The 21,846-nt window shown below is 40.8% G+C and carries 19 protein-coding genes and 1 pseudogene; 12 read left to right on the forward strand and 8 right to left on the reverse strand.

Features of this window, described 5'->3' with window-relative positions:
* Positions 1-135: 135 nt before the first annotated feature.
* On the reverse strand, positions 136-1,137 hold the full coding sequence (locus tag ACQY3F_RS22035) for a transglutaminase-like domain-containing protein (RefSeq protein WP_428357256.1): 1,002 nt from the start codon (positions 1,135-1,137) through the stop codon (positions 136-138).
* 183 nt (positions 1,138-1,320) lie between these two features.
* Here ACQY3F_RS22035 and ACQY3F_RS22040 point away from each other — a divergent pair, with 183 nt between their 5' ends.
* The gene (locus ACQY3F_RS22040) at positions 1,321-2,043 is read left to right on the forward strand and encodes a transposase (RefSeq protein ID WP_428357258.1); all 723 of its coding nucleotides are present in this window, start codon (positions 1,321-1,323) and stop codon (positions 2,041-2,043) included.
* A gap of 44 nt (positions 2,044-2,087) precedes the next feature.
* The gene (locus tag ACQY3F_RS22045; RefSeq protein ID WP_428357786.1) at positions 2,088-2,153 is read left to right on the forward strand and encodes a CDGSH iron-sulfur domain-containing protein; all 66 of its coding nucleotides are present in this window, start codon (positions 2,088-2,090) and stop codon (positions 2,151-2,153) included.
* Between the two features lie 52 nt (positions 2,154-2,205).
* On the opposite strand, the gene ACQY3F_RS22050 is transcribed toward ACQY3F_RS22045, so the two are convergent.
* Together ACQY3F_RS22050 and ACQY3F_RS22055 are read right to left on the reverse strand one after the other, a co-directional pair.
* Positions 2,206-3,516, reverse strand: a complete 1,311-nt coding sequence (locus ACQY3F_RS22050; protein WP_428357260.1) for an MFS transporter — start codon at positions 3,514-3,516, stop codon at positions 2,206-2,208.
* 407 nt (positions 3,517-3,923) lie between these two features.
* Complete coding sequence (locus tag ACQY3F_RS22055) at positions 3,924-4,301, reverse strand: helix-turn-helix transcriptional regulator (RefSeq protein WP_428357261.1); 378 nt, start codon at positions 4,299-4,301, stop codon at positions 3,924-3,926.
* 627 nt (positions 4,302-4,928) lie between these two features.
* On the opposite strand from ACQY3F_RS22055, the gene ACQY3F_RS22060 reads away from it, so the two are divergent.
* Positions 4,929-5,081 carry a hypothetical protein gene (locus tag ACQY3F_RS22060; RefSeq protein ID WP_428357262.1) on the forward strand — a complete coding sequence of 51 codons (153 nt, stop codon included), beginning with the start codon at positions 4,929-4,931 and terminating at the stop codon, positions 5,079-5,081.
* 102 nt (positions 5,082-5,183) lie between these two features.
* Here ACQY3F_RS22060 and ACQY3F_RS22065 read toward each other — a convergent pair whose 3' ends face one another.
* The 5 genes from ACQY3F_RS22065 to ACQY3F_RS22085 form a co-directional block, all read right to left on the reverse strand.
* Complete coding sequence (locus ACQY3F_RS22065) at positions 5,184-5,606, reverse strand: hypothetical protein (RefSeq protein WP_428357264.1); 423 nt, start codon at positions 5,604-5,606, stop codon at positions 5,184-5,186.
* A 261-nt stretch (positions 5,607-5,867) separates the two neighbouring features.
* Positions 5,868-6,752 (reverse strand): DUF58 domain-containing protein, encoded by an 885-nt coding sequence (locus ACQY3F_RS22070; protein ID WP_428357266.1) that lies wholly within the window; start codon positions 6,750-6,752, stop codon positions 5,868-5,870.
* 242 nt (positions 6,753-6,994) lie between these two features.
* Positions 6,995-7,981 carry an AAA family ATPase gene (locus ACQY3F_RS22075; protein ID WP_428357267.1) on the reverse strand — a complete coding sequence of 329 codons (987 nt, stop codon included), beginning with the start codon at positions 7,979-7,981 and terminating at the stop codon, positions 6,995-6,997.
* Between the two features lie 718 nt (positions 7,982-8,699).
* Positions 8,700-9,074, reverse strand: a complete 375-nt coding sequence (locus ACQY3F_RS22080; RefSeq protein ID WP_428357788.1) for a putative transposase — start codon at positions 9,072-9,074, stop codon at positions 8,700-8,702.
* A 79-nt stretch (positions 9,075-9,153) separates the two neighbouring features.
* Positions 9,154-9,747 carry a hypothetical protein gene (locus ACQY3F_RS22085; RefSeq protein WP_428357268.1) on the reverse strand — a complete coding sequence of 198 codons (594 nt, stop codon included), beginning with the start codon at positions 9,745-9,747 and terminating at the stop codon, positions 9,154-9,156.
* Between the two features lie 68 nt (positions 9,748-9,815).
* Between ACQY3F_RS22085 and ACQY3F_RS22090 the strand changes: the two are divergent.
* The 9 genes and pseudogenes from ACQY3F_RS22090 (at position 9,816) to ACQY3F_RS22130 (ending at position 21,749) form a co-directional block, all read left to right on the forward strand.
* Positions 9,816-11,048, forward strand: a pseudogene (locus ACQY3F_RS22090) (ISL3 family transposase).
* Positions 11,049-11,217: 169 nt separating this feature from the next.
* Positions 11,218-12,579, forward strand: coding sequence for an IS1380 family transposase (locus tag ACQY3F_RS22095; protein WP_428352976.1), 1,362 nt, complete (start codon positions 11,218-11,220; stop codon positions 12,577-12,579).
* A gap of 288 nt (positions 12,580-12,867) precedes the next feature.
* Complete coding sequence (locus ACQY3F_RS22100; RefSeq protein ID WP_428357270.1) at positions 12,868-14,283, forward strand: hypothetical protein; 1,416 nt, start codon at positions 12,868-12,870, stop codon at positions 14,281-14,283.
* A 278-nt stretch (positions 14,284-14,561) separates the two neighbouring features.
* Positions 14,562-15,662 (forward strand): DNA polymerase III subunit beta, encoded by a 1,101-nt coding sequence (gene dnaN / locus ACQY3F_RS22105; protein WP_428357272.1) that lies wholly within the window; start codon positions 14,562-14,564, stop codon positions 15,660-15,662.
* A 6-nt stretch (positions 15,663-15,668) separates the two neighbouring features.
* Positions 15,669-16,775: a DNA replication/repair protein RecF gene (gene recF, locus ACQY3F_RS22110; RefSeq protein WP_428357274.1), complete on the forward strand. Its 1,107-nt coding sequence runs from the start codon at positions 15,669-15,671 to the stop codon at positions 16,773-16,775.
* Between the two features lie 43 nt (positions 16,776-16,818).
* Complete coding sequence (gene gyrB / locus ACQY3F_RS22115) at positions 16,819-19,233, forward strand: DNA topoisomerase (ATP-hydrolyzing) subunit B (protein ID WP_428357276.1); 2,415 nt, start codon at positions 16,819-16,821, stop codon at positions 19,231-19,233.
* Between the two features lie 96 nt (positions 19,234-19,329).
* Positions 19,330-20,121 carry a prolipoprotein diacylglyceryl transferase gene (gene lgt / locus ACQY3F_RS22120; protein ID WP_428357277.1) on the forward strand — a complete coding sequence of 264 codons (792 nt, stop codon included), beginning with the start codon at positions 19,330-19,332 and terminating at the stop codon, positions 20,119-20,121.
* An 84-nt stretch (positions 20,122-20,205) separates the two neighbouring features.
* Entirely contained in the window at positions 20,206-21,039 is an 834-nt protein-coding gene (locus ACQY3F_RS22125) for a thymidylate synthase (RefSeq protein ID WP_428357279.1), read from the forward strand.
* A gap of 95 nt (positions 21,040-21,134) precedes the next feature.
* On the forward strand, positions 21,135-21,749 hold the full coding sequence (locus tag ACQY3F_RS22130) for a class I SAM-dependent methyltransferase (protein WP_428357281.1): 615 nt from the start codon (positions 21,135-21,137) through the stop codon (positions 21,747-21,749).
* The last annotated feature ends 97 nt before the right edge of the window (positions 21,750-21,846 follow it).

A 21,846-nucleotide genomic window follows, 5' to 3' on the forward strand; every position in this document is an offset into this window, starting at 1 on the left:
TATGCATTCAGAATTATTCAAGAAAAAGAAAATATCAACAGAATACACCTCTTATGGAGTTGGTTTCGACACTTTTATCAAAATAAAATAGCTAACTCTCGCGGTCAAACTTAAGTGTTAGACTATCTCTTCCTGCTATAGTTGCTTAAATTGCACCGAATACCGAAAGCTTTCCGGGTCAAAATAATCTAGTTCTTTGCCATTAATTTCCGCATACGGGTACATAAGATAATTAACAGGTTTAGATTGCTGGGCCGGCTGCAGTGTAATTCCTCTACCTCCTCTTTCAAGAACCATCCGGTATGCATCGACAGCACCAAAGAAATACTCTCTTAGCTCTTTTACATCGGCTAATGCTAAGCCATCAACCAGCATTTTTTTTCTTACGTCAGCGGGGTCAACAGCTACCCAGCCTGTACCTGGTAGGTAAAATTCTGCCCAACAATGATAATCAGCAGTAATGTCTTGCTCTGGTTTTGTACCAAGCCTAAGACCAAAAACTTCTCTGGCAGGAACACCTACATTTCTTGCTAAAGCCACATAGACAGAGCTAATATCTGCACATTTTCCACTTAATTTGCTTAACGTGACTTCAACAATACCAAGGCCGCAGCCTCTAACAGAGGGATCTCTCGAAGTGTTTTCAACCACCCAGTCATAAACAGCGTGTGCCTTTTCAAGAATACCCGCTTTATCTTTTTTAATGCTATTAGCAATGTCTACAACCCGCCCGTCGCTGGGAATCCACCAATCTGTCTGCAAATATTTTTGTATTTCAACAGGGACAGGCGCACCGATATCTTGTAAATTTCGATTTAGGCGTTCTTTGGTACTTACTTTAAAGCCTAGCTGTAAATTTTTTTCGTGGACTTCTTTTGGCCATTCTGCAAATAAGTACAATACTCCACTTTTAGGTTCTTTATAAACGCTAGAGTTTACAAAATTACCTTTAATACCCATATCTTCTATTACTTGATATTCCCCTGAGACTGGATACGGTAGCCATATCTTCGCTGCTTGTGGAGATTTGGGGGATTGTAAATCAACTTTAATTGTAATAAACCCTTGCTGCTCATTTGCAAGACTAGGTTCTGATATAAAAAAGCATAGATAAAGGAGCAAAAAAATAACTTTCAATCTCATAAAGGACTTATATTTCTAAAGTTAACGGTTTAATGGGGTGAGCTAATTGAGAGCTATAGTAGCCTATAAATAAGTAAATGAGAACGCGCCTTTCTATAGGGTCAGACTCGATAGAAAGTCCTTTAAGTGCTATACTCCACTATAATCTAGACTAAAAATATTCAGGAATTGGAAAACATGGCACGACTCCCTCGGTTTGTTATTCAAGGTCAACCCCAGCATGTAATTCAGCGAGGCAATAATCGCGATAACATTTTTGTATCGAATGAAGACTATGAATATTATCTACAAAAATTAGGTGATGCTTGTAAAAAATATGACTGTGATTTGCATGCTTATGTCTTAATGACAAACCATGTACATTTATTGATAACGCCACATGCAGAAAATTCTATCAGTAAAGTGATGCAATATATCGGTCGATATTATGTCCAATATTTTAACTTCCAGTACCAACGAACAGGCACATTATGGGAAGGGCGTTATAAGGCCACTTTGATTGATAGTGAAAGCTATTTGCTAACCTGCAGTCGGTATATTGAATTAAATCCTGTGCGTGCAGACATGGTAAAAGACCCTTCTGAGTATTCTTGGTCTAGTTATCGGTTTAATGCCTTGGGAGAGAAGAATGAGTTGATAACTCCCCATGCTACTTATCAAGCTTTGGGAAAGAATCCTAAAGGTTGCAGGCTAAGTTATCAGGCATTATTTCTACAGCATATCCCTGAAGCTGTAATAGGGGAAATTCGTGCCGCAACAAATAAAGCCTGGGTTCTTGGCGATGACCGGTTTAAGGCTAAAGTAGAGCGTTTAATTGCCAGGCAAGTTCAACCAAAGTCACGTGGCGGAGATAGGCATTCAGAGTTATTTAAGAAAATAGATGATATCAATCGAGTCTGACCCTTTTGGTTCTTAAAGCGGGGAATGAAGGATGCCCAAAAACCTTGTTCTTTTGTGGATGTAAAGAGACAAAAAACCAGCCTCTATGTGACGGCAGTCATAATCAGTAAGGTGCTGTGCTTGCGATAAAGAGTTTAATCTCTAACGGATTGGACAAGCTGCTTAAGCTGCAGCGTCTTTTCCATCCCTGTAATCTAGATAGAGAAACGTGGTCATAATGATTGTGGCCAAAATGGAAGTCACCATTAAAATAAGAAGAAAATCTTGCCAACCACCTTCTTTGTTGGCAACAGCTCCTCCAACAAAATCGAATATCATTGCACCAAAATAAGCTAAAGCATCAATCAAACCAACCAATAAACCACAGTGCCGCCCTCCAAAGCTGATAGAGAATACACTCATTGGAATATAGTAGGCGGGTGATATGGCAAAACCAAATACAAAAATCAAACCAATGGTGATGATCAGTTCAAATTGATCACCAAAGTCATTCGCACCAAGAAACCGCAAACTAAGAAGGCATAGAATCGCGACGAGCAGTGTACCGCTCATCACAACAACGATGTTTTTCTTTGACAATTTGTCATAGATAAAACCACCTGAAAACACCGCAATCAGACAACCCGCCGGAAATGCGGCAGATGCCATACCCGCCTGGGCAGGCATTAATGCAAAAGTCTGACTGAGGTATATCGGAATAAATACCTGGAATTCAAACAGAACCGCCAAGGAGGAAACCCCAAGGCTGATCAACCAGAAACGTGGGCTTTTTACGAAGAATATAATGGCAGCTAATGTCTCTGATTCCTTGAGTGGATGCTCATCCGCCGACTTCGATAATCTTAAGGATGCTTCGTCAGATTCTGGATCAGCTTCACTAAAATCACTTCTCACGTTTTTCAAAAATTTCGGCAATATAACCGCAATGACAAGTGCAAGAGCACCTGCAATAAAAAAGAGGCCCCTCCACGACATCACCAGTAGCAAACTACTGAGTAATAAAGTTGTTGCAACGGAACTGATGCGTGAGCTTGTTGCGATGAGTCCCCAAACACGACCATGTTTGTCCTGAGTAAACCAGCTACGAATGATGTTTGCCATCGAAGGCCAGCCAGCAGACTTAGCAAATATGGTGAGAAAATAAAGTGCGAAAAATGCAGAATTAGTCGACAGGGTGCCTAATGCAAAGGTTGCAATCGCGGCGAACCCAACTGAGGCTATAAATACTTTGCTTCCGCCCAACCTATCAGCCAGTACACCGTTGGTAAGCTTACCCATCAGGTTTCCGGCCGTACCCCAACCTAATATTGCACCAAAGCTTGCGGTATCCAGTTGCAGGTCAGGGTCCAGTAACATAGCTGGGCCCACCACACCCATGACAGTACGGCATAGCATCAACATGCCATAGCCAACACACATACTAACAACGATTTGAATCTCCCAGCTTAGAGTAGTCTTTTGGCTCATTGTCATGTCAAATACATTATTATTTATATTGTAATTATTTCTTCTTCAAACCTTAAATTGTTTTGCTCGATGAATACTCTAATTAAATGGATCTTCATATCTTCACTCGCAAAATTTTCATAAAGGGGCTTTGGTTTATGGTTTTTTTAAAAACTGTATGCCTTTTATCATAAATCAAAGACCTAACCCCGTCGTTTCCGCCCACCGTGCTTGACGTTTGGAGTTACCTCCGCCTGCCCGATGTTTACTATCTGGCGGTTGACCTACCTTGCCAGAGCGGGACTTTCACCTGCTGGAATTATCGACCTTGCTCAGCCGCACACCCCATTGGTTTTGACCCTTTTTCTTTTTCAACAAACGGTTCAAATTGTGGCTCGCTTCGCGATCACAATCTAACCTTGTTCGTTATGTTTTTATGCAATGAATCGCTCTATATTAACATCGAAAATAGCTGATAGTTTACGAGCTATATCTTTGCTGATACCACGAGTGCCACGTTCTATATCTGATACGTTTTGCCTAGTGAAATTTCCGAGTTTTTCGCCTAATTGTGCTTGAGTAAGGTTATTATTTTCTCTGTATATTTTTACTGTTTCACCTGTTGTAATTGAGGCACCTATATTTAAAAACCAGTCCGAATCAAATAGATTTACGGATTCATCTTTCCCCTCTGTAATTTCAATATCTTCGGGATATTTGTCTTTTAAGTAATTCAGGATGTCCTTTGGTATCTCACCCTTGACCTCAAATAATGGGCTATCAGTATGGTGCTTTTTCACGACTGCCAACATAGTAAACCTCTATTTCGATTGTATCTGTCTCATGCTTCCGGCACGCGACCCATGATGTACTCAAGTGGCAATGATATTCAATAGAACTTAACTTACTATAATTCTGCCATCTTGGTTGTTCTGGACCTAAATCTCGCAAATCCTTAGCAAGCAACGCCATCTTTTTCTGAGTCCAGAATGGAAGTTTATTCAGCTTCTTCAGTACTTTTCTTTTAATGGATACGTCATACATATAATCAATTGTACTCAATAATGCAGTACAATTTAAGTTTGTATTCTGAACACCTTCCCTATCCCACCAGAAAACATAACATATGCTTATCAGGCACATTCACCCTGATAACCTGATATTACCGTACACATCAGGCACATTTGCCTGTCTTTTTAAATATCAGGTCAATTTTCCCTGATAAGTTGATATTAGCCTGTATTTCAGGCAAAACCTATTAACACCTTACGCTAGAGTCTTGCCCATAAGCAGCAAAAGTCAATTCAAATCCCCTGTCTCGTCAATTATTTCCTTTTAAGAAACAAACTAACAATTATTTAGGGTGTTGTGTACTTTTATGCCTGCTGTATAGTGAGATCCAGTTGTTGATTAATTTTTCTTATAGGCAGGCCAAGATAATGACTAATTACCAAAAAGATATTTTAGTAGGGACTTTATTCGTTGCGAGTATTTTATTTACCGTGACCGGTGTTTTTCTTCTTACGGTAATCTCTGTTGCAGGTATTATTTACACTTGCTATGCACGTAACCCTCAACCTATAGAAAGTTAAACGCTTTTAAGTAATGTTACATTAATTCCTCTTTGTGATTTGTATGTCCTTATAATGCCTAATGCTCTTTGCATCAGGCATTTTTTTTGCCTGGCGATCAGTTCACCTACAGGTTTCATTGTCAAATGAATCTTTGTAACATTTAATTAGATTACCTGAGCTATCCCGGTAATCAGTATTGCCAAAGGAATCAGTTCTACCTTTAATAACGTTACCACCTTTTCCTTGCCAGGCTTTATTTCCAAAAGAGTCCTCTCTGCCCCGAATTTTACCCGCACTATCTCTATAAGTGATATTGCCAAAGGAATCTCTAACACCGGTCATGGTGTTGCCTTTATTGTCACGCCAAGTTTCATTACCCGAGGAATCTGTACGCCCAAACCAGGCATTGCCTCTATTATCCTGACAGGTTTTATTGCCGTATGAGTCTGTTTGGCATCGCATTTCCGGAGGGTTAGGGTTAGCGTTAGCACTTATAAAGACGTTAGTTAGAAATACAAGTGTAATAAGCTTTAGTAATTTCACAATGATTCTCCTTGTTAAAAAAACTCTATTGCGATATTAACAGTAAATCATATGACTGGCTATGCTCTTACTTGCTCTTAGGCAACTCGCAATAAATACCCCACCCACCTTGCTGGTCTTTTTGTCCGTCTTCTGCGTTGTAGAAATAGTTACGTAGCTAGCTATGCGCCTATTTCTACGCCCCGCATCAAGTACGGGGCAGGCTTTGAAGACAAACAAAAATCGTACGCAATATGGGTGGGTTAGTAATTGCGCGTTACCTTACCTTAATGCTTCTGCTGGTTTTTCATTGCTCGCACAGCGCAATAAACGAATATTAAGCTTTTTCGCCAGCGTTTGTAGGTATGCACAGTGCTGTTGAAATTTCTGCTGATAATTCAGCATCCTTTTTTTATCACCGGTATCAACGACGATATCACTCGTATTATCGGTAAATCGATAGCGGCCTTTTGTGGGTAAATGACTTTCTAAGGGATCATAAACCAGAATCATAATGACTTCGCAATGCTTGGCTATTTTAGCCAGGTAATTTTCAATCGCGGGGTTAATGCCGCGAAAATCACTGATGATATAAACCAGACTGCCGGGTTTTACATGATGCGTTAAGCGTCCGATAACCTGCTCTAAACTAATGGCTGTTTGTTGAGTTTCTGTTTTAACCAGCGCATTAAAAAAATGTAATACTGCCTGACGCCCATTTTGCGGTTTTAATTCACGACAGGCTGTATCGCTAAAAATTTGTCCACCGATCCGGTCGCCATGGCGTTCTGCTATCCAGGCTAATAAACCTGCCAGCTTTGCCGCCTGTACTGATTTAAAAACCCCGCGCGTAGCAAATTGCATTGAGGCGCGATAATCAACCGAGATAAATACCGGCCGCTCCCGCTCCTCGCGAAATAATTTGGTATGTGTTTTACCGGTACGCGCCGTAACCCGCCAGTCGATACTGCGTATATCATCACCCGGCTGATACATGCGCACTTCATCAAACTCCATACCTCGCCCCTTGGTACGGGATAAATAGCCACCGCTTTGCGGCGCACGTATGCGTGAGCGAAACAGTTTTAAGGAAGCTGCTGGCTTGGCAAGCTTAATTAGCATATCCAGATTCACGCTAACCAATTCGCTGTTGGTTTGTTTTTCCATTAACTTAGAAACCGAAGTGGAGCACGGATTGTGGGAAATCTGCGTGCGCAAGACAAGGCAGAGCTCGCAGGCAATGGCCGTAGCCCTTGGCAAGAGTTGTATCGCAGTATTTGGTGCTCAGATTTATTCACAAAACCGTGTAGCGGGGTATTTTCACCCAACAGGTAACAAGTCTTTGCGTTCATTATGTAATATTCCGTCACTTAAGAGTGTTTTATAGCGGTCACCTGCGGTTTCTAGGTCTAGGGAACCGCAATCCTGGCAATTAATTCTTGGATAAAATCATCACTGCTAATGCCTTCAGCTTCGGCTTCATAAGATAAAATCACTCGATGGCGCAACACATCAAAGGCGATATCCTGTATATCTTCGGGTGCGACAAAATCTTTACCATTTAACCAGGCTTTGGCGCGGGCGCAACGATCTAGCGCAATACTCGCTCGTGGGCTGGCACCATATTGCACCCAACTGGCTAAATCTTCACCATAGGCGGCCGGGTTGCGGGTGGCCAGTATGATTTGTAATAAATAATCTTGCAGATTATCTGCCATATAGGTGTTTAGCACTTCCTGGCGTGCTGCAAAAAGGCTGTCCTGGCTGATCGGTTTGCTGCTCTGTTTGCTGGATGGGCTTATTTGCATGGCCTCATTGCGTGCCAGATTTAGAATCAGCTTTTCATGTTCAGCCTGTGGATAGCCAATTTTTACATGTAATAAAAAGCGATCCAGCTGAGCTTCGGGTAAAGGGTAGGTTCCTTCTTGTTCAATCGGGTTTTGCGTTGCCATAACCAGAAACAACGGGGGTAATGGATAGGTCTCCCCGCCCACGGTAATTTGTCGTTCCGCCATGGCTTCTAATAAAGCAGCCTGAACTTTTGCGGGGGAACGGTTTATTTCATCTGCTAATACCAGGTTGTGAAACAAGGGGCCTTTCTGAAATTCAAAGCTACCCTGCTCCGGACGATAAATTTCTGTACCGGTCAAATCTGCAGGTAATAAATCAGGCGTAAATTGCACACGATGAAAATCTGCCTGTATGCCTTTGCTTAGCGCGATTATCGCGCGAGTTTTTGCCAGACCAGGCGCGCCTTCCACTAATATATGTCCATCTGCTAGCAAGGCTATTAACATGCGTTCGACTAGAACATCTTGACCAATAATTTGCTCACTGACATAGGTTTTTAAATGTTGTATGGCGATAAGGCTATCGCTAGATCTGGTTTCTGACATCCGGGTGCTTTTTCCTTAGTGCTATCAAATAAATGAAGGTGTATTTTAGTCTATATTTTTAATTTGCATATAACTACCTGATTACGTACAACTCTCAGCCATAAGAGAATAAAACATTAAAAACAGTATATTGAAAAACTCGTCATTCCCGGTGCGGCAAGCGAAGCTTGTCATTTCTTGCAAGGTGAAAGTCCTTGTCTGGAGAAGCTATTGTATTAGTTTCATAAGGTTTAACCAACCACCAGTATCGAGTGTTGCGTCTTCGGCGGAGCGTTGTTAGCAGTTACGACTGCTACAAAAAAGCGAACAAAGAAGACGAAGCGTACACAGAGAACTGCATAGGTCACAGGGGATCCGCATATCCCTGAAGCTATTTTAGTATCGTTAGACGATAAAAAGCAAATGGCGACGTTTTCGGGAAAACGGAAGCCAACACAAAAGAATCGTAAAGGTGAGATTCTGGAGGATTTGTCGGTGTCTATAGGCGTGACATGTGCAGAGAGAAGTGACAGAGAACTTGCGAGATCCATTCCGTTCCTGAGTTATTCATATCAGGTAAGCCTACCCAACCAAAAGAAGGATGGTTGACGACGGTGTGGGAGTCAGATTCACTCATAGTACTCGGAGCGTGGGAAAGCTACGTACAGGGGGAAGGGGTGGACTGAACTGCGTAGCCTCAGACATCTTGATTCAGACGAAACTAATTTGAGACCATTTCCTAATTTTTTGCGGATGAAGTCAGCTCATAAATTAAGCGCAGATCGGTTCCTGGATAATTGAGTTCCGTTTGATTAAGTTGTTCAAATAACTTTTCTATTGCTTTATTACTTGCAGGTCGGGAAGTACTATGCACACGTATCCGAAGTTGTTTTTTTACTTTATCGGGTAATATATCTGCTTCTGTCACAAACAGCGTTTGTAATAGTTGCCTTGCCATCGGAAAGTCGATTGTCGGTGAGGTTAGCAGAGCGGCCATTGCTGTTTCTGCCCGATAAGCGATCATGTTGACAGTATCTATCAGCCGCTTTTTCCCTGGCAGAAGCTGTTCGAACTTATCTTCGTCTCTCAACTCTTGCCAGGTAATGTGTTCAATGTCATTCGTTTAAGAAACACTCCTATTCGGTTAAGAATCAGATAAACTTCAACCCAACCCACATTCTTATGTTAAAAAATCAAGCGCTATTTCTCCGCGTATTCCATTGCTGTGCTGACTGTTTCGATTCTCTTGCGTAATGACGCCCCTTCCTTTTCTTGTGATAGTAACGTGAAATTGAACAAACCAACTCAGTCATCACCTGATTGATGTAAATACTGGGTGCATACAAAATCTCCTCAAGATGTCGGGCTACGGTCGTTAATGTATTTTTAAAGTTCACCTGAATGGTTTGCTCTGCCTCTGATTCTTCATCGACAGGAAGATTCAGCAAACTCGCCAGTAAATGCTCAGAGGCCCTCGCGCAGAGTCGACTCATGGTGATCAACACAAAGTGAGCGTACAGTTCTTGTTTGACCGTGCGCTCACTGCGCCCATGAAAATCATCAACCTCAATCAGGTTTTTACTCACTTTATAAAGCTCCTCAATGCCCCAGCGATCATGATAGACCGATTTCAACGCATCAATGGTGTATTGCTTATCCATTAGCGTGGTGCCAATACAGTAACTCGTGCCATCAATGACATATTTGATGAGACGTATCTTTAGCGGTACAAAGATCATCTGAGGAAATTCTTTTTTGATCTCTCTCTGGCGCGCTTTTGTTGGCATCAGAGTGATGATTTCATCTATTTTATCGGCTCTATGTGATTTGTAGTGGGTAATGCGATAATAGTCGCATGAATAGTGAATTTTTATTTAGTCAGGCTTTAGGCCTACAATCGCCTTGGAAAGTTGAAGAAATCACCTTTTCAAATGACAACAGTTCAGAGCAAAACGAGCTTCATTTGCAGATAAGTTTTGAATCGGGTGCACGTTTTACCGATGAATCGGACACTCTCTGTCCCGTGTATGATACTGTCGATCGACAATGGCAGCACTTGAACTTCTTTGAGCATACTTGCTATCTACACTGCGCTGTTCCCAGGATAACAACAGTCGAAGGAAAAGTTCGTACTGTAGAAGTCCCGTGAGCTCGCCCAGAGAGTGGTTTTACTCTATTATTTGAAGCCATGGCATTGGCGCTGATTGAAAGAGAAATGCCCGTCAATCGAGTCGCAGAAATGTTAAAGGTGAATCCTCAGCGGATCTGGACTGTCTTTAATCATTGGATCGGCAAAGCAAAAATAGCCGATGACGTTTCATCAATAACTCAGCTTGGGATTGATGAAACATCATCAAAAAAAGGCCATAAATATGTCACTTTAGCGGTTGATTTAGAAGAGTCTCGGGTGGTTTTTGTGACTGAGGGTAAAGGCAAAGCGACGTTGCATAATCTTCAGCAACACCTTAAGGATAAAGGGGTAGAGAAAGAACAAATTGAACAAATAAGTATGGATTTATCCCCCTCCTTTATTGCTGGAGCCGCAGAAGCCTTTCCCGAAGCTGAGATAACCTTCGATAGATTTCATGTCGTCAAATTATTAAATGAAGCAATGAATCAAGTACGGATTGATGAGCGAAAAGAGCATGCTGCACTCAAAGGACATAAATACACATTTTTAAGGAACCGAGAGAATCTAACCAACAAGCAAGAGGCTTCATTAGCTGAAATGATTGAACTTTACCCTAAGTTAGGGCAGGCATACCGTCTTAAAGAGCTTTTTAATGACTTGTGGTCAATGCCTGACAAATCATCGGCTGAAGCCTTTTTAAAGCAGTGGTGCGCGGAAGTGGAAAGTTCAAAAATACCCGCATTTATGAAGTTTGTTAAGACCGTTCGGAGCCACTGGTCTGGTATTATTCATTTCGTTGAAACGAGGATTACAAATGGAATTCTTGAAGGAATTAATAGTAAGGTTCAACTGGCCAAACGACGAGCGAGAGGCTATCGCAATATTGATAATTTTATCAATATGATTTACTTTCTTTGTGGCAAGTTAAAATTCGATTACCCACTGTATTTCACATAGAGCCAGAAAACTATATTAATTTTTTAAGTTCTGACTGGTGCAACACCTTGTTTATCGAGTTTCTTTATAATACCTAAATCCTGCAAGCATTATACATAATAATCCACAAAACTCCTTATTAAACAATGATATAATATCATTTTCCTGATTTCACTATCTCATTGTTTTAATGAAGCCCTCTAAAGTATCAAAATCCTCATCTCACGTAAGAAACCGTACCCGAACGGTAAAAATGACATCTACAGCACATGGATTGACAAGCCAGGCGGGACTGATTCCCGTCGTGAAATATTTAGACAGGATAGGTTTTGAAAAAACCGTAAAACAAAGCGTTCCACATCGGCGGGGTGAAAATGCAGACCATCACTTATCTGATGTGGTTCTATTGACGTTGGTTGGCATGATGGGGGGAGCAACATCAATGGCAAAGGTGACGACCGTATGGGCAGATAGCGTACTGCGCAAAGTAGCTGGCTGGATAAAGATTCCTGTTGAAACCACAATTTTACGGATCTTTAAAGAAGTAAGTGATAGGCAGATAAGCCAGTTTGAAACGCTCACGCATACTTTGCGTGGTCAACACTGGCGGCGATTGCTTCGTTCCGGAAAATCGAAAACTGGCATACAATCCGTCCAGTGGGTCGATGTCGATTCAACTGTGGACACCGTTTGTGGTCGACAAGAAGGAAGTGCCAAAGGCTTCAACCCCAAAAAGAAAGGTGCCCGTTCATACCATCCACAACTCGCTTTTCTAGCGGAAACAAAAGAAATTTTACAAGCCTGGTTCCGGACAGGCAATGCCTTTACAAGCAATGGTGTTGTAGAATTTACCAAACAGTTACTTGCACACTTGCCCAATCGGATGCGCATTATTTTTCGCGGTGACAGTGGTTATTTTGTCGGTGATTTGCTTGAATTTCTCGATACCAGAGGGCATGGGTATCTAATAAAGGTTAAACTTAAGAATTTGAACGCATTGCTGGCCAAACAGGCCTGGACAGCCATACAAGGCCGACCCGGTTGGGAGCAGAGCGAGTTTCAATATCGTTGTGGTGGCTGGTCTCGCTCTCGTCAGTTTGTCGCGGTCAGGATAAAGCAACCTAAACAAGTGACAGGACCTCAGTCCGAGCTTTGGGATACGGCAGAATATGACTATTTTTGTTATGTAACAACTGAACCTCTATCGCCTTGGCAAACACATAAGAAGTATGGTGAACGAGCGACGTGCGAAACATGGATTGAAGAAGCAAAATCACAAATGGGTTTAGGTAAAATCAGAACGAATCAATTTCTGGCTAATGCCGCATTATTTCATTGCGCCGTTCTTGCCTACAATACCGTGCGCTGGATGGCTCAATTGAGTGGCAACAAAACGTTGTGCCAATGGGAGCCGGATACACTTCGTACTTATCTGATTCGGGTGGCTGGAAAATTACTCACAGGCAATAATCAGCTGAGAGTCAGAACACCTGCAGGTCCGCTCTATCCACAGGAATGGGATGATTGGGTTAAGGTGGGGTTACTCGCTTAACATTAACCGAAGTTAAGTCACTTTGATTAAAAGGTCATGGCACGTTGGCAGGGTGTTTATTGCCTTGGGCTCGGGGGATATCCATACGATACAAAAAATTTCCTCTATTTATGATTTAAATCTGGATATTTTGATCGGTTGGACAAAGAGGGCTGGCAAAGCGGCAGTAAAAACCTAATAACCACTTAGCTAGACAGGTTAATGAGAGTCAAAATATGGGCTTGCAGGATTTAGGTGCTAGTATTCAATCCTATTATTTAAAAACTTACTCACCAGGGTTTACCTAAAATGTCTGATCGCGAAAAAATACAGAAAACATTACAGAAAGCTTTACAAATCAATCTTGATAATTGTAAATATGGAACAATTGTTGAAATTGGGGCTGGTCAGGAAGTAGCTAGAAACTTTTTTCAGGCGGGAGGGGCAGCAGGAACAATCGCCAAAACGATGTCAGCATATGATATGCAAGTCAGTGATGATATTTATGGTGCTGAAGAAACCAAGCGATATGTCAGTCGTAGTCGATTGATGAAAATGCTGGAACGTGAATATACTGCAGTCACCGAACTATTAACCCCGACTCGTCCTAAAAATACTACTTTTTTCTCTTACGCTGCGACAGTCACCGCTAAAAGTTATCTCCAAAAAAATGAGTGTCATGGCTGGTTAGGTATTCGAGCGCAACTTTATCCTGGAGCAGAGCCTAGCGATATTATTTTGCATGTGCGTATGTTGGATAATGATGGTGGAGCACAACAGGAAGCATTAGGTGTCGTCGGTGTGAATTTAATTCATGCTGCCTTTAATTATTTTACTCATCCTAAAAAAATCATCGAGTCTCTGGTTGATGATTTAGAAGATTGTCGAATTGAAGTTGATATGATTAATTTTTCAGGGCCTTACTTTGAGGAAACTGAGAATAGATTAATGAATTTACATTTAGTTCATCATAATCTAACCCATGCGGTTATGTTTAACCCAGATGGTGAAGTGCAAGTTCCTAGTGAGCTTTTATATAAAAAAAATATTCTGGTAATACGCGGCACTTATACGCCATTAACCAAGTTACACCTGGATATGACTAAATGTGGAGAAGCACATTTTAGAGAAGTGGAAAATATTAATACCGGAAAAATATTGGTCTTAGCTGAGATTACTATGGCGAGTTTAACGGTTGGTGATCAGATTGATGATGCTGATTTTCTAGCCAGAGTTGATATGTTAAATACTCAAGGCTACACGGTAATGATTTCAAACTACTTACGCTATTTCCGATTGCGCCAGTATTTTCGCCGGTACACTAAAGAACAACTAGGTATGATTCTAGGGATTTCTAATCTGGATCTTATTTTTACTGAAGATTACTATATAGGATTGGAGGGAGGAATTTTGGAGGCATTTTCCAAATTGTTTCCTGACAATACACGGTTATACATTTACCCGTATAAAAGTCCTGAGCAGGATGAGTTAGTGACTGTGAAGAATTTTCACCCCCCCAAAAAATTACAGCATCTTTATGAACACTGTATTGATAATGGTTATTTGGTTGGACTAGAGAATGTGGATCACTCTATGGAGGATATAAATCCTGCTGAAGTACTGGCAAGCATTGCTAAGGGCCGTGGTAAATGGGAAGAACAAGTGCCTGAATCTATTTCGAAAATGATTATTAGTAAAAGATTGCTTGGTTTTAAAGCTAAATAAATAACTGCGTCAGGACTAGCGAGATTTATTTTTGCTTGTCCTGACCTTCCCTGATTACCCCCCTTTATCCACACTTCCTCTGCTGATTATTATTCGTTGAATAGACTAATGGATCCAGAATATAAAAGATCTTCTAGTACTACCATTTCATTCTTAGGCACATAGTAAAAAACAGGTTAAAATAATTATATAAAAACTTTCTGATTATCTATCCCTTGTAGTCTGGATACCGTTAGCTGAAACCTACTTGATAGTCACACTTACTACATTATTCTTTTATGAAATTTATAATTAATAGAGAGCTATTACTTACGCCTCTACAGCAAATCGTAAATGTTATCGAAAAAAGGCAAACCATGCCTATTCTGGCTAATGTATTATTTCAGCTAGAAAATAAGCAATTAACATTAACCGGTACTGATCTGGAAGTTCAAATTGTAGCTAAGCTGTTTTTAGATGATGAAGCCGAAGGTAATATTACGATTCCAGCGCGTAAGCTTCTCGACATTTGCCGCTTGCTCCCTAGTGAAGCTGATATTAAATTTGAATTAATCGATAGTAAATTAAAAATTCAATCGGGTCGCAGTCGCTTTATGGTCAGCACCTTACCTGCAGATGAATATCCTAAGTTTGAAATAGGTGTAATGGATTGTGAGTTCCTTATGCAGGCAGGCCAGCTTAAAAAGGCGCTGGATAAGACCACTTTTTGTATGGCGAATCAGGATATACGTTATTATTTAAACGGGATTATGCTGAGCATATTTAATCAACAATTAAAGCTAGTGGGTTCAGATGGTCATAGGCTGGCAATTTATGAAGATAGTATTGCAGAGGAAACAGGGGTTGAATTACGTATTATCATTCCCAGAAAAGGTGTACTAGAACTAGCACGTTTATTAGATGATGAAGAACAACAGGTAAAAGTAGAATTTTCGCGTAATAATATTCGCGTAGTGATCGGTAGTTTAGTATTTTCTGCCAAGCTGGTAGATTCCAAATACCCGGATTTTAGTAAAGTCTTTGAACAAGATTTTTATAGTTCGATCCATGTACAAAAGCAAATATTAAAAGATGCACTAACTCGGGTAGCCATTCTTTCGAATGAAAAATTTAAAGGGGTAGAGTTTGTTATTGAAGGTAATAACCTAAAAATAAGCACCAACAACCCAGAGCATGAAGAAGCGGACGAGGAGATAACGATTGAGTACCTGGGGCAGCCGCTCTCGATTGCATTTAATTCTCAGTATATTTTAGATGCAGTTGCAAATCTTGATTCTGAGTTAGCTGTATTGACCATAGCTGAAAATTCTAGCTGTTGTTTTATAGAAGAACCTAGTGAACAGGAATACAAGTTTATCGTAATGCCTATGCGCTTATAAGGCACCATGAGTTTACAAAAATTAGATATTTACCGTGTACGTAATCTGCAACACGTTTCCTTAGAGCCTGCTGCAACACTAAACCTAATTTTTGGTAACAATGCCAGTGGTAAAAGCTCTATCATTGAAGCCATTCACTTATTAGGCAGAGCGAATTCATTTCGTTCTACCTCTGTCAAAAATGTTATCCACTTTGATCATAATGACTTAATTGTCTCGGGTAAAGTGCGCTTTAATAATGCTCATGTTTCCACCCTTGGCATTCAGCATGATGGTAAAAATCTACAAATCCGTATAGATGAGGAAACCCGTCACTCGCGATCTGATCTTGCTTATGCACTGCCTATTCAACTCATTCATCCGAAGAGTTATCAGCTATTAGATGCTGGCCCACAGTTGCGGCGAGAGTTTATAGACTGGGGAGTGTTTAATCAGCATCCAGACTTTTTAGATAACTGGCGTCATTTTAAAAAAGCCTTAAATCAGCGCAATGCATTATTAAAAATTCGCAGTGTTAATGAGCTAAATGTTTGGAATCATGAATTGCAACAATACGGTACAATAGTCGCTAAATATAGAAAACAATATTTAGCAGAACTCACTCCTTTCTTTTCAACGATTGCGCAACAGTTTTTAGAACTAGAGAATCTGGAATTAAAGTTAATACAAGGCTGGGATGAGCAGAGTTCACTGCTCGATAAACTAGTAGAAGATCAGGAAAAAGATTTACGTTATGGATTTACCCATAGTGGACCCCACCGGGCAGATTTTCAGTTATTGTTAGAATCCAGAAAAGCAAAAGATTTTGTTTCACGAGGCCAACTTAAGTTATTGGTTTTATCGTTGAAACTAGCTCAAGTAGAACTCCTTTTAAGCAAAGGTTTTATTTCAGGCTGTGTGTTGATCGATGATGCGGTTGCTGAGCTTGATTTCTCTAGCCGTACTAAATTGTTAGCATTTCTCGTTAGTATGGATATGCAAGTGTTTATGACAGCAACTGAACAAAATGAATTTGGTAATTTAGAAGATATCGGTGATTACAAAATGTTTCACGTGAAACATGGCGTGGTGACAGAGGTCAATGTTTCACGTGAAACATTGATAAAAAAGTAAAGTAAAAAAATGTTCCACGTGGAACACATAATAAAGGTCAAACATGAGCGACAATACGGATAATTACGATAGTTCCAATATCAAGGTTTTAAAAGGCTTAGATGCGGTACGCAAAAGACCGGGTATGTATATTGGAGATACCGATGATGGAACAGGTCTGCACCATATGGTGTTTGAAGTAGTCGATAACTCTATTGACGAAGCATTGGCAGGGTTTTGTAAGGAAGTTAATGTCACTATCAATGATAATGGATCTGTGACTGTTTCAGATGATGGTCGTGGAATTCCGGTTGATATACATCCAGAGGAAGGTCGCTCGTCAGCAGAAGTTATTATGACAGTACTACATGCCGGGGGTAAGTTTGATGATAATGCTTATAAGGTATCCGGTGGTCTGCATGGGGTGGGTATCTCTGTGGTCAATGCTTTATCAGAAAAGTTAGACCTTGAAATTTGTAAAGGTGGTTATGTTTATCGCCAGACTTATAAACATGGTGAACCTGTTGCACCTTTAGAGAAAATGGAAGCAACTGAAAAAAAAGGTACAAAGGTTACTTTTTTACCGAGCAGAGATACCTTTGGCGATGTTGAGTTTCATTATGAAATTCTGGTTAAAAGATTACGTGAATTATCATTCTTGAATTCAGGTGTACGCATTCATGTAAAAGATGCACGCAGTGAAAAGGAAGATGTTTTTGAATTTGAAGGCGGTATTAAAGCCTTTGTAGAGCACCTTAATAAAAATAAAACGCCTCTATTTCCTGAAGTGTTTTATTTCACAGTGGAAAAAGAAGGTGTCACTGTAGAAGTGGCGATGCAATGGAATGACTCCTATCAGGAAAATATCTTCTGTTTTACCAATAATATTCCTCAACGCGATGGTGGTTCACATCTAGCCGGATTCCGAGGTGGACTGACCCGAACGATTAATCAGTATATCGAAGCAACCGGTCTGGCTAAAAAAGAAAAAGTATCGACAACTGGTGATGATGCACGCGAAGGCCTGACTGCTGTATTGTCCGTTAAAGTGCCTGACCCTAAGTTTTCTTCACAGACCAAAGATAAGTTAGTGTCTTCAGAAGTGAAGCCACTGGTTGAGTCGGCTATGAATGAACGGCTCAATGATTTCTTGCAGGAAACACCGGGCGTAGCAAAAACTATCGTCAACAAAATTGTTGACGCGGCAAGAGCCAGAGACGCAGCACGTAAAGCAAGAGAATTAACCCGCCGGAAAACAACGCTAGATATTGCTGGCTTACCTGGGAAACTGGCAGATTGTCAGGAAAAAGATCCAGCCTTATCTGAAATATTTATAGTGGAAGGGGATTCAGCGGGTGGTTCTGCCAAGCAAGGCAGAGACAGACGCACGCAGGCTATATTACCGCTTAAAGGAAAAATCCTTAATGTAGAAAGAGCGCGCTTTGATCGCATGATTTCTTCAGATGAAGTGGGTACCCTGATTACTGCACTAGGCTGTGGCATTGGTAAAGATGAATACGATCCTGAGAAATTAAGATATCACCGTATCATTATCATGACTGATGCGGATGTGGATGGCTCACATATCCGGACTTTATTACTCACGTTCTTTTATCGCCAAATGCCCGAGTTGATTGAGCGTGGGCATATTTATATTGCACAGCCGCCTTTGTATAAAATCAAAAAAGGCAAGCAAGAGCGTTATGTTAAAGATGATGCGGAACTCAATGAATATTTAATCCAGTTGGCTTTAGAAAAAACTCAGTTAGTGAGTAATAGTGAAACACCGGAAATAAAAGGCATAGGCTTAGAGAAACTAGCGAATGAATATCTGGGTGTTGAAGAAGTGATTAGTCGTATGGGCAGACGTTATGATAATGACTTCTTAGAAGAGCTTACGCAGGTAGAGGTATTAACAAAAGAAGCACAGGAGGATGAGGCCGAGCTTTCAAAGTGGGTTCATGTTGTAGAGCAAGGGCTGAATAAGCGCATTAGTATCGCCACCTTTAAAATTGAAATGGCTTATCGTAATGCCGAGGACTATACCTTAACCATCCACAAGAAAGAACATGGCGTAGAGAAAACATTTATTATAGAGGCTGTCTTTTTTAATAGTAATGACTATAAAAAAATTGCCAGTTACGTTGAAGATACAACAGGTTTGTTTAGTGATGAATCTTTTATCCAGATGGGTGAGCGTAAGCAACTGGTAGATAACTTTAAACAAGCTTTTAGCTGGATGATGCGTGAAGTGAAAAAAGGTCAGCATATCCAGCGCTATAAAGGCCTTGGAGAAATGAACCCGGAACAGTTGTTTGAAACAACGCTAGATGTCAATCAGCGCGTATTGTTACAAGTCAAAATTGCCGACGCTATTGGAGCGGATGAAGTATTTACTACTTTGATGGGAGATGTCGTTGAGCCGCGTAGAGACTTTATTGTAAAAAATGCACTAGAGGTTTCTAATCTAGACGTGTAAAAAATTGTAGCGCGGACTTCAGTCCGCTAATAAGTTTGCTATCATAGGGCGGATTAACAAAAGTTAATCCGCCTTTTTTTTATTAAACGAAAACTCATGCTTACATATCCCATTATAGATCCTGTTGCAATTAGCCTAGGCCCCTTAAAAATACACTGGTATGGCCTAATGTATTTAATCGGGATCGGTGGTGCCTGGTTATTACTCACAACCCGGGTTAAAAAGGAATATTCTCCCATCAAGCCTGATGCATTAGAAGATTTGATATTTTATGGTGCGATGGGGGTAATTCTAGGTGGTCGAATCGGTTATGTCATCTTCTATAACTTTAATCAATTCCTGGCTGATCCCTTATTACTACTTAAAATCTGGGAAGGCGGCATGTCTTTTCATGGTGGATTAATTGGTGTGGTTTTTGCCATGTGGTTATCTGCTAGAAAGAATCAATGCACGATGTTAGCTCTGACTGATTTTATTGCACCTGTGGTACCGATTGGATTATTTTTTGGACGTATAGGTAATTTTATAAATGCGGAATTATGGGGTAGAACGACGGATGTCTACTGGTCGTTTGTTTTCCCAGGAGCAGGCCCACTAACCAGACACCCTTCTCAGCTCTATGAAGCTGGATTAGAAGGACTAGCTCTGTTTTTAATACTCTGGATATACTCCAGTAAAAAAAGACCTTATATGGCCGTTTCTGGCCTGTTTGCGTTGTTTTATGGTATTTTTCGGTTTACTGTAGAATTCTACCGCGTGCCTGATGCTCAACTGGGCTATCTGGCAATGGACTGGTTGACTATGGGGCAGATCTTATCCACGCCGATGATTATTTTAGGGTTGATATTGCTGGGTATAGCCTATAGCAAAAATAACGTACCTAACTAATTTAAACAGCGGACTAAAGCGCCGCCCTACAGCAGAGTTAACATTGTAGGGCGGCGCTTTAGCCCGCTTCTGAATACTGAGCACATGAAACAATACCTCGAATTACTAGAAGAAACACTGACTACAGGCTGTTTAAAAGGCGATCGTACAGGTACGGGTACAAAATCTCTTTTTGGCCGTCAGATACGCTTTAATTTGCAGGATGGACTGCCTATGGTCACAACTAAGCGGCTACATACCAAATCTATTATCCATGAACTACTCTGGTTTCTTAAAGGCGAGACCAATATAAAATACCTTAACGAGAATGGTGTTTCTATCTGGAATGAGTGGGCAACTGAGTCTGGAGAACTAGGACCTGTTTACGGAGCACAGTGGCGCAACTGGAAAGGTGTAGAAGGAGAAAGCTACGACCAGATAACAGCGCTGATAGAAGGCATTAAAAATAATCCGAATAGTCGCAGACATATTATCAGCGGTTGGAATGTGGCCGATTTACCTGATGAAACAAAATCGCCCCAGGAAAATGTAGCCAATGGAAAAATGGCCTTACCGCCCTGCCACTTACTTTATCAATGGTATGTGGCTGAAGGAAAACTCAGTGGTTCTTTGTATATACGCAGCAACGACCTGTTTTTAGGTAATCCCTATAACACCTGCAGCCTGGCAATATTTACGCATATGATTGCACAGCAATGCGATCTGGATGTTGGAGAAATTATTATCTCAATCGGTGACTGTCATCTATACAGCAACCATTTTGAGCAGGCGAAAACCCAGTTACAACGTGAACCCAGAGCCTTGCCAAAATTAATAATCAAACGTAAACCAGAGAGTATATTTGAATACCAGTTTGAAGATTTTGAAATAACCGGCTACGATCCCCATGCATCTATTTCAGCCCCGATAGCAGTGTAGGGGCGATCCCTTGTGGTCGCCCAAATACAGACTGAGAGGGCAACTGAGAGGGCAACCACAAGGGATTGCCCCTACAGGTGAACAGGTATATTACAATGACTAATGAAACAGATATTATAAGAAAACGCTACGACCGCCTGGCTCCTTATTTTGACCGCATAGAAAGTATGATGGAAAAAATGATGATGGGTGAATTAAGAGATAAGATCTGGCAAAAAGTTAGTGGAGATATTATCTTGGAAGTAGGTGTAGGTACAGGAAAAAACTTTCCTTACTATCCTGCAAAATCAATCACAGCAATTGATTTTAGTCCAGCCATGATTCGGGAAGCGAAAAAGAAAAGTCACCAGTCGGGTGTGGTAGTTGATTTATCGATTATGGATGTACAACAACTGGATTTTCCAGATAATCATTTTGATAGCGTTATCGGTACCTTTTTATTCTGCTCAGTGCCAGGTCCAAAACAGGGACTAGTAGAATTAAAAAGAGTCTGCAAACCAGGCGGAGAAGTTTTATTACTAGAGCATGTACTAAGTACTAATAAGTTTGCCGCAGCGATTATGCATCTGTTAAATCCGATTACTGTACGACTGGTCGGAGCCAATATTAATCGTGAAACGGTCAAGACGGTTCAATCTTGTGGGTTTGCTAAAGTAGAGGTTTTGCCTGAAAGTTCGCATATAGTTAAGCTGATCAGGGCGGTTAAATAAGCCCAAAAAAGTAGGAGAAAAAAAGCTTGAGTTTTTTCATAAACAGCAATAGCTAAAGCTATTGCACTCCTGACAAATAAAACCAATAATCTATTCT

This window comes from Methyloprofundus sp. (genome assembly GCF_965251085.1).
In the GTDB taxonomy this organism is placed as follows: domain Bacteria; phylum Pseudomonadota; class Gammaproteobacteria; order Methylococcales; family Methylomonadaceae; genus Methyloprofundus.